Below are 14,147 nucleotides of genomic sequence, written 5' to 3'. Positions count from 1 at the left end.
AAATGAATGATTTAAAGAGTAAAAGCTTAAATGCATTCGCTTGGGATTTCTTAGGGAAGTTATCAACTCAAGGAATGAGTTTTATAGTTACAATATTCCTTGCTCGTATGCTAGCGCCCAGTGATTTTGGCTTAATAGCCATGATCATGGTCGTAATAGGGATAGCCCAAGTGTTTACAGACATTGGGTTAGGAAGTGCATTAATTCAGCGCAGAAAAGTGTTGCCTGTACATTATTCTTCTGTGTTTTTCTTTAATATTTTAATAGCTTGTATATTATCATTTGTCTTCTATATATCTGCTGATTATATAGCTCAGTTTTACGAACAAAATAAGTTGGTACCCCTTGTTCAAGTTTTAAGTGTACTCTTTGTTTTAAACGCATTTAGTAGTGTTCAAAATACAAAATTAAGAAAAGAACTCAACTATCGCTTATTGACAAAGGTTAACTTTATATCATCCTTTTTAAGTGGTGTGGTTGGTATTTCATTAGCTCTTAATGGTGCTGGAGTGTGGAGTTTAGTCTATCAAGTTATTTCTCAAAGCATTTTTTATAACCTTGTAATTTGGTCTGTATCATCTTGGTTTCCCAAGTTGAACTTTTCTTTCAAGGCTTTAAGGCAACTTTGGAGCTTTGGTTTTAGGATGTTTCTAGCGGGCTTATTAGAGGCAATATTCACCAGAATAGATTATTTGCTAATTGGTAAATTATTACCAGTCGCTACTTTAGGGTATTTTCAGCGAGCTAAGCAATTTAACTCATTGGTTATTCAATATTCTTCGGGAAGTTTGATGTCTGTAATGTTCCCAGTTTTAAGCAAGGTCCAAAATGACCTTGCGAGATATCAAAATATAGTTGTAAAGTCTCTTAATATTTTATGTTTTATAGTGTTTATTCTGCTTGGAGGGCTCTACGTAACGGCTAACGAAATAGTTTTATTTCTATTTTCAGATAAATGGCTGCCTTCCGTAATATATCTGAAATTATTGGCACTCAGTGGATTTGGCTACCCTATTAGTGCTTTATTAGTGAATGTTTTAAGTAGTCGAGGTAATTCTAAAGATTTTTTAAGGTTAGAAATGTTAAAGAAAAGTTTACATACGTTGAATTTCTTTAATTTATTTTATAATGGTATTGAGTTTTATTTATATGGCTTGGTTGTCGTTAGTTTTCTTAGCGTAAGTCTAAATATATTGTTTGCATCAAAAGAGACAGGTATAAAAATTACTAAATTTCTAAAACCTATTGTCATTCAATTTAGTATTTGTATTGTCTGTACATTGTGTACTCTATATGCATTTTACCTTGTAGAAGGGAGTTTAATACTTAATTTTTTTACCAAAATTATATTATTCACGACCATGTTTATTGGAATTAATTTGCTTTTTAAAACTGCATCGTTGATTGAAATCAAACTGTTCGTAAAACCTATAATCCAAAAAAGAATTAGTAATTAACATGTTAGATATAAAAAATGTGAAATTAAAAACAGAAGAAGAAATTATGTCTTCTTGGATTGATACAAAAAAGCTTGTTGTAAGTATTGTTTGTACGACATTTAACCATGAACTTTACATTGAAGATGCCATTACCGGTTTTTTAATGCAAGAAACTGATTTTGCATTTGAAATTATAATTCATGATGACGCTTCAACTGATAAAACAACGAATATAATAAAAAAATATCAGAACCAATATCCTAAAATTATAAAGCCAATATTTCAAATTGAAAACCAATATTCAAAAGGTGGATTTAAACCATCTTTCTTCGCAATGCAGCAAGCACAAGGAGCGTACATAACTTTGTGTGAAGGTGATGATTATTGGATTGACTCGAAAAAACTATCGAAGCATATTAAATTTTTTAGAGAAAACTCAGAATACGCTTTACATGTATTCGATTCCTACGAAGAATATGAAGGTAGTGTTAATGAAAACTCCTCTAAATTGAAAAGACTTTCGATCAAGCCTGGTGAATATTCATGCTCTGATATGAAATATCGCTTCTGTTTGCTGCCATTATCTTCTTGCTTCCTTAATAACTTTAAATTCCCACTTCCAAGCTACTTTAAAAAAAGCATTAATGGAGATACTTTAATCAATATATTGTTATCAAGTAAAGGAAAAGCTTATGTAGATAATTCTCAAAAGGTGGCTGTTTATAGAATTCATGAGGGTGGTGTTTGGTCAGCCGTTTCAAGTGAACTAAAGTTTTATGAATCTATGCACAATTTTTTGGTTCACGCTAGGTTTTTTAATGACGAAAAAGATATCAATGAAAAAATAATGAAGAATCTAACTATTTTTATGATTAATAGGATAGGAAAACTTAAGGTTATTTCTATCTTTTTTATGATGGCCATACGTAAGTTAAAGAGGCTACTTCTAGTAGATTGAGAAAATTTCACTCTAAATATTGATTTTATTAAAGTTCGAATAATATATGTTGGCGCAATAGTATGTGTTTTTAGTGTTTGAAATAGGAACTATACTGAGGATCTTTATCGTCTGAATATGGAGGTCGTCCTCAAGAATATTATTTCTTAATGAATTGCTTCAATTTGTTCTTGATTCTGAATTAAACCTAAACTTAAAAAATATAAACTAGGGAGAGGTAATGAACAGTTTATTTTTTGTTAATCAACCATTATCTAAGTCGAGTGGTATTAGCAATAAAATTATTGAGCAAAACAAATGCTTGGCAAAATTTAACAAAAACCATTCTTTTAGCCATTTAGAAAAATGTGACGATAGATATTATCATATTGTAAACGGCCAAAAAATACAAAAATTAAGTTCTAATTCAATAGCTAGAAAGCTGCAGATTGAGTATCGATTTAAATATGTATACAACCTAATTAAAGAAAATGATATTGATCTTTTATATATTAGATATATACACCAATGCAATTTATCGTTTTTGTTTTTTCTAAAAAGAGCTAATGATTTAGGGTGTAAAGTAATACTTGAGGTTCCTACTTTCCCATATGACGATGAAAGAAGTATATCATTTTTCAATGGTCTTCGTAATTTTGCAAATAGTTTATTCATTGTTCAAGAAAGGTTTACAAGGAAGTTTCTATATAAATATGTTGATAAGGTAGTTACGTTTTCGAACGACAAATATATTTTTAATATCCCAACAGTAAGAATTTCAAACGCCGTCTCTAGGTCTTTGTCATATAAGAAAACAAACAAAAATTTGGATTTTAATTTTGTTGGGGTCGCTAGTTTAGAATCTTGGCATGGGTATGATCGATTGATTAGATCTATAGCTACTTATTATCTTCAATCGACTAAAGAGAATAAAGTCTACTTTCATATTGTAGGAGATGGTCAATGCTTTGATGATTACACCGCTTTAGTTAAACAGTTGAACCTCGAAAAGTATGTTAAGTTTTACGGTAGGCTAGATGGAGAGCTTTTGACTAATGTCATATTACAATCTACCGTTGGCGTAGATTCATTAGGTCGGCATAGAAGTAAACTTGAATATAATAACTCCTTGAAGTCAAAAGAATACCTAATGAGAGGTCTTCCATTAATAAAAAGTCATAAAGATTATAGTATAGATTCCCAATACTATTTTCAGATTGATGCTAGTGAAGATGAATTTGATATTGGGCAAATAATTGATTGGTATGAAAATTCTAATTTTGATACTTTTACAATAAGGTCATATGCAGAGTCTTATTTTACTTGGGACAAACAATTTGACAAAGTATTCGAACAATTAGAAAAGTGAACTAACTAGTCAATTTTATAAGAGATTAATTAAAGCTCTCTGATTAAGTACCCATTATAAACATTCTGAATTGAGCTAATAGTTCATGTGAAGCTAATTTATCTAAGTGCTAGTACCAATGGAATTTTTGTTCAACAGGAAATACGATTCTGTTAATGGTATCAGGTAGAATAAACTGCAAACACCTTTCTAAATCCAACATATTAAATTAAGAATAGACCTCAATGTCATATGTTTTCGAAACAATAGACGTTCATTGAACCCAAAAAAACAGGAAAATTTATGAGTGGCATCTCTGTAATAATCGTTTGCTACAAATCAGAATTAGAATTAAGAAGCATTGTTGAATCAATTCTATTTTACAATGATATTTCACTTAGTAAATTAGAGTTTATAGTTGTCGATAATTATGGTTTAGGAAAAGAGCAACATATAGTAAAGAGTATTAAAATAGACCATGAAATTGATATTAAGTACATTAGATCAGAAGATAATTTAGGGTATGGTGCTGGAAATAACATAGGGATTCATGCTGCTAAGAATGACGTTATATGTGTTGTAAACCCCGATGTTAGATTCGTAAAGCCAATTTTTAATTTAGTATTGGATACATTTAAAGATAATGGAAATATTGTTGCTCTTTCAGGTGAGCAAATTAGCGGAAGAAATAAAAGTTACTTTTTAAGGCCTGAATTCCAAATTCCTTTTTTGAAAGGGTTGATAAATCGGTTTATAGACAGCATTGGATACAAATCAAAATTTATGGCTTTATCCGGAGCGTTAACTTTTTATGATAAAAAGTTATTCAAATCTATCGGCTTATTTGATGAAAATATATTTTTATATTGCGAAGAGTCGGATGTAGCATATAGAGCGTGTAAGCATTTATTGAAAACCAAATTTGACTCTAGAATTAAGTATGTTCATTTAGATTGGGATAGAACTGAACCATCACCAGAAACTGTTCAGAATTTAATTGACTCTGTTATTAAGTACTCTAACAAACATAATGAACGTTGTTTAGGGTATTTTTTATCGGGCTATATTCATTCTTTAATTAAGTCTCTATATGCACGATTATCTAATAACCAAAATGAGGCGAATCGTTTAATAAAAATTGCAGATTATTATCGGAAGAATAATTTCAATAGATATTAATCGAGCGCCAAATAAGATAATGATCAAGTCCTACCAATAATATAATGAAAAAAATATTTGTTTTTTTAGTAACTAGTTGCCTATTAGCTCCCATTTTAAACGCGTATGGTTTTTCTGGCGTTGGCTGGTTGGATATTATATTAATAGCAAGTTTACCTTTTGCTGTTTTTCGTTTTAATTTTAATTCTAGAGAATACTACATTGTACTCAGTGTTTTTGTATTTTATAGTTTGCTTCTTCTGTTTAACGGGTTTGATTTAATAGGTTTTTTTCAGTCATTCAAAGTTTTGTTATACATTGTGAGTGGCCTAGTTATACGTCAAGTTATAAGCGAAAATCTATTAGTGCATTCAGCCAAAATAGCTCTATTTATTGTGTTTTCGGGGTTTTTAGTTCAGTTCTTTTTATCGTTGGTTGGTATTTATGAATCAATGGTTTTCCACCGATTAGGATTAATCAACACAGCCATGGAAAACAGCCATTTAATCGCTTATACCTCTGGGGGAATTCGTTACTCGTCTTTTTTTCTTGAACCTTCCCATTTATCATATTGGGCTATTTTAATTTCTGGGGTTTTTATCGCAACATCGACCCTTAACTCTAAGAGAGCCTTTATGATTTTATTTATGCTTTTTATGAGTGGAAGTTCTTTTGGATTCGGTTTTGGTGTGTTGCTTTTAGCATTTATCTTTAGAACAAAACTTAGTATTAGAAAGAATAAAAAATGGATTGTTTTAAGTGCTCCTGTATCCCTCCTTTTAGTCATTTTTATACTTTTTAATAGCTCTAGTGCAGACTATCAAAAGCAGTTAGAGGCAGTTCCTCAATTAGATAGGTTATTAAATGAAAAACAAGTGGTTGATGGGCGAACTTCTGATTATGATTATTCACAGGACACCATTTCTACCATTATATTAGGGAAGGGCCTATATGGAACGAGTGGTTTTATCCCATACATCGAGAAAATGTATTTGTGGGGAGGTTGCCTGTTGTTACTGATGAAGATGATATTGTTTAACTACCTAATTTATCAAGGTAAAAAAGTGTGGTATCTACATATCGCATTAATACCTATGGCTCTGTTTTCTGGGATATTGTCTACGGCGTTAATTTTAACGTTATTTTTTCTTAAGGCTAGGCCTTCAAGTGCAAGGAGTGTTATTTAGTGATATTAAGTTTTTCTGGCTTAGATGGTTGTGGTAAATCTTCGATTATAGAAGCTATTACAGAGCGTGTTAATAATAAACATTCACAAATAAATGTAAAATGTATATGGACAAGGGTAGGGTATACTCCTTTCATTAACTTTCTTAAAGACTGCTTACGCAAATCAAAATTGAAAAGTGTACCTAGTCCAGGTCGGTCAAGACAACGCACTAACACATTGAATAAGAAGCCTGTTAGATTTTTGTGGATATCAATTTCTCTATTAGAGTTGATTTATATATTCTCAATAAAGTTAAGGTTTAGATCTAATAAGGATTTGATACTCTTGGACCGTCAAATTGACGACTCGATAATAGATTTGAGTATTTTGTTTGGTGAAGATATACAAAGAAGTTGGTACGTAAAAGTATTATTGTATGTTTTAAAGGTTACCTCGGTAAATTACTATAAAATTGGTATTGAAATAGACTTACCCACATCCGACTACCGCTGTTCAATAAAGTACGAACCTTTTCCTGATTTACCAGAAGAGAAAATAATTCGCCATAAATACTATGAAAAAGCATTGTCTTCTAATGCTTTTTCATTAATTCTCAATGGAATTGATCCTATAGAAAATAGTCTTGAAAAAGTTATGGATGGAGCTTTACGTGATTTTAACTAAAGACACTGTGTATCATTTAGCTCCTGCGGTTGGCGTAAAAGGCGGCGGCATTAGTGATGTTGTAATGAACCTTTGTAATGAGCAATCCTCAGAATATGCTCTAGTAAATGTTTACGGAGGCGATAAAAACCTTAAAAATGGAAACTTTTGTTACCAGCAATTAACTTTAGTTAAAATGATGTTTTTATTACTGACTATTTTAAAATCTCAGGATAAACACCATGTCATTCATGTTCATGGCGCATGGAGTTTTCAATTTATATATTTAAGATTTATATTGAGTTTTTTAAACATACTAAATTGCACCACAATTGTTTTTCAAGGACATGGGTTGCTTGATGAACTGCGCGTCAATACAAAGTCTAAATATCTAAAAATTCTTGCTTGGAATTTATACCAAAAAGCAATCCTTAATTTGTCTGATTGGATCATAGTTACGTCAAAGACTGAGCTTGAAGGCATCACTTGGTGTAAGTTAAAGAAGCATAAAATTAAAGAGATCACTCTTGGCATTGGAAATGAATTTTTTTCTAAATTAGAGACTATCAAAACGAAAAGTAGCGCATTGCTCTATATGTCTCAAATAATCCCAATAAAGGGGCTAGATGTATTAATAAGAGCTATATATAAGCTAAAAAATAAGAATATCATTATAAATCTCGATATTTATGGTTATGGGCCTGATAGCTATTTAAAAGAGCTTAAGGAGCTAACGTCAGCATTAGATTTGAGTGAACAAATTCGGTTTTTAGGAGAGGTTGAAAAAATGAATAGGGTTTCAACTTTAGACTCATATAAAACATTTATTTTACCTTCTCGCAATGAAAGTTTTGGTTTAGTTGTACCTGAAGCATTAAGTAGGGGCTGTAAGGTATTAACAACAACAGGTACTCCATGGAATATGAAACCTTACACCGAATATATAGATATATTTGAGTGCGATGTATCGAGCGTGGTTATGTTTTTAGAAAATTATATGGCTACTGATTGTAGCTTAACATTTGAGCATCAATGTAAGCAGCAAGACTTCATTAAAAGTGTTTTTAACTGGAAAGAAATATCTATCAAACTTAGACGTTTATACGTCAACTAAGGCAATAAAATGGATTATGCATATAAAGTCTGGAACAACAGACTTTTTTCATTACTGACAGATAAATATGCTTTCTACGAAAAAGCTTTATATTATAAAATACCTAAAACTTCATTTTACATTAAAGACGGTTTTACGTTTAAACAGTATCTATTTATAACCAAGGAAGTACGTTCAGGAAGGTACCCTTTCTTGCGATTTTGCTTGGTCGTTATTAATTATGTGCTTACTAAATATTTGCGGCATGGTGAGAAAATATTAGCACCTGCCAGCGAGCAATATTTTTCCATATTTCTCGGGAATCATAGGTTAAGATATACCAGTGTTGACTACCTAAATGATTTAGTCATTGATTTAAGCGACAAGAAACCAGACTTTAACGGAAGTTCTTTAGCTGTAAAGAATTCTGTTTTAGCCATATACTCGCCAGAACAAAAAATTAAAGATACTCCCAGAGTCATAGAAGAGGAAAGGTTATCAGGAACACCTATCAACAGAACCTTGTTTCTTCAGAGTGACGAAATTAACTTTATTCGGGCCTATCTCAAATTGCAATCGAAAGATAGTTATAACATTTCTCACTCTGATTACATCGCAGACTTTAAAACAAAATATTCTAATTTTCTCATTTCAGAGGGAGGAGATTCGAACAATAACCATCATGATTTTGGATTTTTAATGTCCCAAATTGATAGCCTAATGAGTTTAGCGGGAGCTAATTTGAAAGGGACTGTAAAAATTAGCATGTCACATAGAGATTTAAATCGAGGTAATGTTTTTCTATGCGAAGATAACGCTCTGAAATTAATAGATTGGGAGTTTTGTGGCCCTTCTTATTATAAGTATGATGCTTTTATTTTTGTATCAAATTTTAGACACAATAAGTCAATAATAACCAGTTGGAACAAATATAAAGAAGCATCAATTGAATTGTTTGGTGCAGTTGAATATTTAGATATAGCGTATTTTTTAGTAGAGGAAGTTTTGTTCTTTATTGACAATTATTCTATCCGACCAAATAAGAGAGAGAGTGACCTCAAGGATATGTGTGACAGCCTTGCAAAAGGAATTGACATTTTTAAGGAAGAATATAGTGGATAATAATGTTAAAGGGTTTCTAGTTTCATTTTTATCCAAATTAGAACGCGCCAAGGTGGATTGTTTAATATTAAGAGGGTATGACGATTTACCTGACATTGTTCATAACGATGTAGATTTCTTCGTCTCAAAAAATAGCCATCTAGAGTTTTTTGATTTATTGACTTCTACCGCGGAAGAGTATGATGCAATAATCGATACTGTATTAGAAAGACAAGGCGTTAGAAAGCTTTTAATTTCAGCTCCCAGTTTTATTTTACATTTAGACTATTGGTTTGAGCTTACTTTTTTAGGTTTGAAATATTTAGATTCAAAGAGTTTATTAACTAATAAAATTAACCATAAAACTGAATTGTTTAGTATACCATCACCGGCCTATGAATTTCAGGTTAGCTTTTTAAAAGAAATCTTACATAACCAAATTGTTCGAAAAGATAAGCATACTCATTTGACTGACCTTTACTCGCGGGCGCACTTTTCGCGTAATGATTTCATTTATAAATTAGTTAATAATGGCACAGTAGATAAAGCATTAAAATATGGGCCTTCAAAAAATATCATTATGTTTATTAGGGTTTTTATTGGTTTGTTTACTTTTAATATGATTCAATATGGCGTTATTAATACATTAAGCTCTATAAAAAAGTTTATAGCGATAAAGTATTTAAAAAGACGAGCTTAGCTAGGATTTATGAAAGTTTTAATTGTAACCCCTTTTTTTAATGAAAATCCCTCAGTATCAAGACCTTCATTTGTCAATTCTGTTCTGCAAGATGCGTCTCATGATACTACTGTTTTAACAAGTGATTATTCACATCAAGAAAAAAAGAAAATAAATAGAAACAAAAGCATCTTAATTAGAACAATATCGTACAAAACCAATAGGTCTTTTAAACGGTTGTTATCTCATTTTATTCTTTCATTGAAGTTTGGTTTCTATATTATTTTTAATCATAAAGTTTACGATAGAGTATATATTACAGTACCTTTTGGCATAACCGCACTTTTAGCTAGCTTTATTTGTCGAGATAAAATAGTAGTTGATATTGTTGATTTTTGGCCTGACTCATTACCATTTCCAAAAACTTTAAAAAGCATAGGTGCCCCTGTTTTTTTTATCTGGCGATATATCAATAAGTACTCAATCCAGCGGTGTCCAAAAGTTATGTCGCTATCATCAGTATTTTTGAAAGAATCAGGAAGAGAAAATACTGGTCAACAAATTTTATTGGGTGCAAAACCACAGTTTAAAAACGTTGTTCAATTAAGTTCTAAAAAGCTTAGAATTCTTTATATTGGAAATATAGGGGCTCTGTATGACTTTGACACCTTAATTGATGCTATAAAAGAATCCAAGCTTTCTATTCATATTGATTTTGTTGGTAGCGGAGATTTAGAATTTAATTTAAGAGAAAAGTTAAAGACTAATAATATTTCGCACAATTTTCATGGTGTAATTTACAATGAAAATGAGCTAATTAATATTGTAGCTAAATCAGATGTTGGGTTTAACGGATTTCGTGATACTACCGCCTCGTTATCATACAAATCAGTTTTATATATGAGTTATGGTCTACCTATCATTAACTCAATGTCTGGTGACCTGTATGATTTTGTTGAGTTGAATAACCTTGGTTTTAATTATGAATCTGAAAATATAAACGGGCTAACAAAAGCGCTTGGGGCAGTTTATTATTCTGATCGAGTAAATTTGTCAAACTCAGTAAAACAATTTTTTAGTACCAATTTTGATTATGAAGTTGTATCAAAAAAAATTCTGGATATTTTCAATGGCTAAACGATTATTTGATGTTATCGCGTCATTTTCTATTTTAATAATACTCTCTCCGATCATGGCATTAGTTGCTTATAGAATATCGAAATCTTTAGGAAAACCTGTACTTTTTAAGCAAAAGCGACCCGGGCTAAATGCTAAAGTTTTCGAAATGATTAAGTTTCGAAGCATGAAAAATGCTATTGATGAAAGTGGTAATTTATTACCAGATTCAGAGCGATTAACTCCTTTTGGTGAAAAGTTAAGGTCAACGAGTTTAGATGAACTCCCTGGTTTATGGAATGTTTTAAAAGGTGACATGAGTTTAGTTGGTCCGCGTCCTTTGCTCGTTGAATATTTACTTCTTTACTCTCCTGAACAAGCACGTCGTCATGAAGTAAAACCTGGGATCACTGGTTGGGCGCAAGTTAATGGACGTAACGCTATTAGCTGGGAAGATAAGTTCAAATATGATGTTTGGTACGTTGATAACCAAAGTTTATGGCTAGATATAAAAATACTGTTTTTAACAGTCAAAAAAGTATTTGTTAAAGAAGGTATTTCGGCTGATGATCATGTAACAATGCCATTTTTTACTGGTAGCGAAAATAAAGAAACGGATCAAAAGAATGAAAAATAACGTTTTAGTATTATCGGCTGGTCGTCGAGTATCATTAGTAAAAGCATTTCAAAAAGCCATTGCAGATTTGAGTATTGACGGTGATGTGTTTGGTGCTGATATGAAACCGAGTATGTCGGCTGCTTGTAATGTGTTAAGTAAAAGCTTTGTTTTACCTCATGTACTAAAAGATGAGTATATTGAAGAGTTAAAAAAACTCTGCCTTAAAGAATCTATTAAAATGGTTGTTCCAACCATTGATACAGAGCTATTAAAGCTTGCTGAATTTAAGCAAGAGTTTAAGGAACTTGATATTACTATTGTTGTTTCTGATAGTGAGCTAGTCATTCCGTGTAGAGATAAAAGGTTAACTCATGAGTTATTTGACGAGATTGGCTTCCCGGTACCTATCACTTACTCGTTAGATAACATTATTTTCCCATGCTTTTCAAAACCAATATCTGGTAGTCTTAGTCAAAATATTCGAATACTGCAATCTCAAGAAGAACTCGATACATGGGATGTACCAAAATCAGAAATGATGTATATGGAAATCGTTTCTAATCAAGAGTTTGACGAATACACTGTGGATGTCTATTATACTCAAAACAGTGAATTAATTTGTATGGTTCCTCGTCAAAGAGTTGAAGTGAGAGGCGGTGAAATAAGTAAAGGCCGCACTAACAAAGAGTTAGTAAATTTGTTAAAAGGACCTATGTCAAAAATTACTACTGCATTTGGCTGTTTAACTCTTCAGGTATTTAAATCAAAAACAACAGGACAAATATACGGTATTGAAATCAATCCAAGGTTTGGTGGTGGATTTCCTCTTAGCAATGCTGCTGGTGCTAGATATCCAGAGTTTTTGTTAAGGGAGGTTTTTATGGAAGAAAAGCTATCTTATACCGACGCATGGGAAGATCAGTTAGTAATGCTGCGTTATGATGCTGAGGTGTTAGTTTCAAATGGCTAACCTTAAAAACTATGATGTGGTTGTGTTTGATTTAGATGACACACTATATTCTGAAATGGATTACGTTATATCCGGTTATCGATATTTATCTGAATTAATTGCGAAGTTATATTCAAAAGATACTTACCAAACATTTATAGAAGCACTCGAAAAAGATGAGCCAGATGTATTTTCTTATGTTCTGGCTGAGCATAAGTTACCTAGTTTACTGAAAGAACATTTGATACTGGCTTATCGTTACCACTCGCCTGATATAAAGTTAAACGAAAGTGTTTTAACAACTCTTAAAGAACTTCGTTTGAGAAATGTACCTATGTACTTAATTACTGATGGTAGAGGAATAACTCAACGATTAAAAATTTCAGCTTTGCGTATTAATGACTTTTTTGAGTCTATTTTTATATCAGAAGAAGTCGGAGCTGGAAAGCCTAAACCCGATTCTTTTATAGCGATACAAAATAAACACCCCAAAAAATCTATAGTATATATTGCTGATAATCCCAAAAAAGATTTTATTGTACCTAAACAGTTAGGTTGGGGGAGTATAGGGGTTTTAAATATGCACAATCGCGTTCATAGTTTGATAGGTGATTATCAAGATAAAGCTGATTGTTGGCTAGAATCATTTAAAGAAATTAAAATTTAGAAGTCTAAAATGTTAAACACAAAATTCTCTCCATGGCCTTCGTATACTCAAGAAGAAGCCAATAAAGTATCTGAAGTATTACTTTCAAACAAAGTTAATTACTGGACTGGCCAAGAAGGGCGTGACTTCGAAAAAGAGTTTGCGGCTTTTACTGATTGTGAGTATGCCATTGTATTAGGTAACGGCACGCTTGCACTTGATCTTGCACTTGTCGCTTTAGGTATCGGTGCACGTAATGGCGGTAGTAAATCCGACGAAGTGATTGTAACGTCTCGCACTTTCTTAGCTTCAGCATCTTCAATTGTTACAGCAGGTGCTCGCCCTGTATTTGCTGATGTTGATGCAAACTCTCAAAATATTACGGCTGAAACTGTTTCTGCCGTAATGAGTGATAAAACTCGTGCAATCATTGCGGTGCACTTAGCTGGTCTTCCATGTGAAATGGATGAGTTAATGGCTGTTGCTAATGATCGTGGTTTGGCTGTTATAGAAGACTGTGCACAAGCGCATGGTGCTAAGTATAAAGGCAAGTCTGTTGGCTCTATTGGTCATGTTGGTTGTTGGTCATTTTGTCAGGATAAAATTATGACTACCGGCGGTGAAGGCGGCATGGTAACGACTAATGACGAGTCGTTATGGCGTAAGATGTGGTCTTATAAAGATCATGGTAAGTCGTATGCAGCAGTCTATGAGAAATCACACCCACCAGGCTTTCGCTGGTTACATGAATCATTTGGTACAAACTGGCGTCTAACAGAAATGCAATCGGCAGTTGGTCGTATTCAAGTTCGTCGTATGCCAGAGTGGTTTGCTTTACGTGGCAAGCATGCAAGTATGATAGCGTCAGCTTGTTCAGAGTTTTCATGTATACGTGTACCTACGGTACCTACTTATATGGAACATGCAAATTATAAGTATTATGTTTTTGTAGTTCCTGAGTTATTAGCTGAAGGCTGGGATAGAGATAGAATTGTTGCCGAGATAAATGCATTAGGTGTTCCTTGTATGCAAGGAAGCTGTTCAGAAGTGTATTTAGAAAAGGCATTTGATAATACCGGCTTTAGACCTGAAGAAAGGTTGCCAGTAGCCCGTGAGCTTGGCGATACCAGCTTGATGTTTTTAGTGCATCCGACGCTTACCGAGGATGAGATGGAATTAACTGTTTCTGCTATTCGTAATGTTCATTCACAAGCTCAAAAATAGCCAGTAA

The 14,147-nt window shown here is 32.4% G+C and carries 14 protein-coding genes; all 14 read left to right on the top strand.

The window, feature by feature from the left end:
• Positions 1–2: 2 nt before the first annotated feature.
• The 14 genes from E2K93_RS01550 to E2K93_RS01485 all read left to right on the top strand — a co-directional run bounded on the left by E2K93_RS01550 (position 3) and on the right by E2K93_RS01485 (position 14,140).
• The gene (locus E2K93_RS01550) at positions 3–1,457 is read left to right on the top strand and encodes a lipopolysaccharide biosynthesis protein (RefSeq protein WP_135437396.1); all 1,455 of its coding nucleotides are present in this window, start codon (positions 3–5) and stop codon (positions 1,455–1,457) included.
• A 1-nt stretch (position 1,458) separates the two neighbouring features.
• A complete protein-coding gene (locus E2K93_RS01545) occupies positions 1,459–2,397 on the top strand; it encodes a glycosyltransferase (RefSeq protein WP_135437395.1) in 939 nt (312 codons plus the stop codon).
• Positions 2,398–2,617: 220 nt separating this feature from the next.
• Positions 2,618–3,745 (top strand): glycosyltransferase, encoded by a 1,128-nt coding sequence (locus tag E2K93_RS01540; protein ID WP_135437394.1) that lies wholly within the window; start codon positions 2,618–2,620, stop codon positions 3,743–3,745.
• A 282-nt stretch (positions 3,746–4,027) separates the two neighbouring features.
• A complete protein-coding gene (locus tag E2K93_RS01535; RefSeq protein ID WP_135437393.1) occupies positions 4,028–4,903 on the top strand; it encodes a glycosyltransferase in 876 nt (291 codons plus the stop codon).
• 44 nt (positions 4,904–4,947) lie between these two features.
• A complete protein-coding gene (locus E2K93_RS01530; RefSeq protein WP_135437392.1) occupies positions 4,948–6,069 on the top strand; it encodes a hypothetical protein in 1,122 nt (373 codons plus the stop codon).
• The gene (locus tag E2K93_RS01525) at positions 6,069–6,734 is read left to right on the top strand and encodes a hypothetical protein (RefSeq protein ID WP_135437391.1); all 666 of its coding nucleotides are present in this window, start codon (positions 6,069–6,071) and stop codon (positions 6,732–6,734) included. The genes E2K93_RS01530 and E2K93_RS01525 overlap by 1 nt, the downstream gene beginning before the upstream one ends.
• Positions 6,721–7,827, top strand: a complete 1,107-nt coding sequence (locus E2K93_RS01520) for a glycosyltransferase (RefSeq protein ID WP_228445438.1) — start codon at positions 6,721–6,723, stop codon at positions 7,825–7,827. Before E2K93_RS01525 ends, E2K93_RS01520 begins: the two co-directional genes overlap by 14 nt.
• A gap of 9 nt (positions 7,828–7,836) precedes the next feature.
• On the top strand, positions 7,837–8,928 hold the full coding sequence (locus tag E2K93_RS01515; RefSeq protein WP_135437389.1) for a phosphotransferase family protein: 1,092 nt from the start codon (positions 7,837–7,839) through the stop codon (positions 8,926–8,928).
• The gene (locus E2K93_RS01510) at positions 8,921–9,607 is read left to right on the top strand and encodes a hypothetical protein (protein ID WP_135437388.1); all 687 of its coding nucleotides are present in this window, start codon (positions 8,921–8,923) and stop codon (positions 9,605–9,607) included. Before E2K93_RS01515 ends, E2K93_RS01510 begins: the two co-directional genes overlap by 8 nt.
• Positions 9,608–9,616: 9 nt before the next feature.
• Positions 9,617–10,723: a glycosyltransferase family 4 protein gene (locus E2K93_RS01505; RefSeq protein WP_135437387.1), complete on the top strand. Its 1,107-nt coding sequence runs from the start codon at positions 9,617–9,619 to the stop codon at positions 10,721–10,723.
• Positions 10,716–11,339 carry a sugar transferase gene (locus E2K93_RS01500; RefSeq protein WP_228445436.1) on the top strand — a complete coding sequence of 208 codons (624 nt, stop codon included), beginning with the start codon at positions 10,716–10,718 and terminating at the stop codon, positions 11,337–11,339. The genes E2K93_RS01505 and E2K93_RS01500 overlap by 8 nt, the downstream gene beginning before the upstream one ends.
• The gene (locus E2K93_RS01495; protein ID WP_135437385.1) at positions 11,329–12,291 is read left to right on the top strand and encodes an ATP-grasp domain-containing protein; all 963 of its coding nucleotides are present in this window, start codon (positions 11,329–11,331) and stop codon (positions 12,289–12,291) included. Before E2K93_RS01500 ends, E2K93_RS01495 begins: the two co-directional genes overlap by 11 nt.
• Positions 12,284–12,937, top strand: coding sequence for an HAD family hydrolase (locus E2K93_RS01490; protein ID WP_135437384.1), 654 nt, complete (start codon positions 12,284–12,286; stop codon positions 12,935–12,937). Before E2K93_RS01495 ends, E2K93_RS01490 begins: the two co-directional genes overlap by 8 nt.
• 9 nt (positions 12,938–12,946) lie before the next feature.
• Positions 12,947–14,140, top strand: coding sequence for a DegT/DnrJ/EryC1/StrS family aminotransferase (locus E2K93_RS01485; RefSeq protein WP_135437383.1), 1,194 nt, complete (start codon positions 12,947–12,949; stop codon positions 14,138–14,140).
• Positions 14,141–14,147: the final 7 nt, after the last annotated feature.

Source organism: Thalassotalea sp. HSM 43 (assembly GCF_004752005.1).
In the GTDB taxonomy this organism is placed as follows: Bacteria; Pseudomonadota; Gammaproteobacteria; order Enterobacterales; family Alteromonadaceae; genus Thalassotalea_A.
The sequence above is the reverse complement of the archived record's forward strand: the minus strand, read 5'-3'. Positions and strand labels throughout refer to the sequence as shown.

What these genes read in the sequence shown, in the direction of transcription:
- E2K93_RS01550 (WP_135437396.1), top strand. Translation starts at nt 3, where the DNA reads ATGAATGATTTAAAGAGTAAAAGCTTAAATGCATTCGCTTGGGATTTC.
- E2K93_RS01545 (WP_135437395.1), top strand. Translation starts at nt 1,459, where the DNA reads ATGTTAGATATAAAAAATGTGAAATTAAAAACAGAAGAAGAAATTATG.
- E2K93_RS01540 (WP_135437394.1), top strand. Translation starts at nt 2,618, where the DNA reads ATGAACAGTTTATTTTTTGTTAATCAACCATTATCTAAGTCGAGTGGT.
- E2K93_RS01535 (WP_135437393.1), top strand. Translation starts at nt 4,028, where the DNA reads ATGAGTGGCATCTCTGTAATAATCGTTTGCTACAAATCAGAATTAGAA.
- E2K93_RS01530 (WP_135437392.1), top strand. Translation starts at nt 4,948, where the DNA reads ATGAAAAAAATATTTGTTTTTTTAGTAACTAGTTGCCTATTAGCTCCC.
- E2K93_RS01515 (WP_135437389.1), top strand. Translation starts at nt 7,837, where the DNA reads ATGGATTATGCATATAAAGTCTGGAACAACAGACTTTTTTCATTACTG.
- E2K93_RS01505 (WP_135437387.1), top strand. Translation starts at nt 9,617, where the DNA reads ATGAAAGTTTTAATTGTAACCCCTTTTTTTAATGAAAATCCCTCAGTA.
- E2K93_RS01500 (WP_228445436.1), top strand. Translation starts at nt 10,716, where the DNA reads ATGGCTAAACGATTATTTGATGTTATCGCGTCATTTTCTATTTTAATA.
- E2K93_RS01495 (WP_135437385.1), top strand. Translation starts at nt 11,329, where the DNA reads ATGAAAAATAACGTTTTAGTATTATCGGCTGGTCGTCGAGTATCATTA.
- E2K93_RS01490 (WP_135437384.1), top strand. Translation starts at nt 12,284, where the DNA reads ATGGCTAACCTTAAAAACTATGATGTGGTTGTGTTTGATTTAGATGAC.
- E2K93_RS01485 (WP_135437383.1), top strand. Translation starts at nt 12,947, where the DNA reads ATGTTAAACACAAAATTCTCTCCATGGCCTTCGTATACTCAAGAAGAA.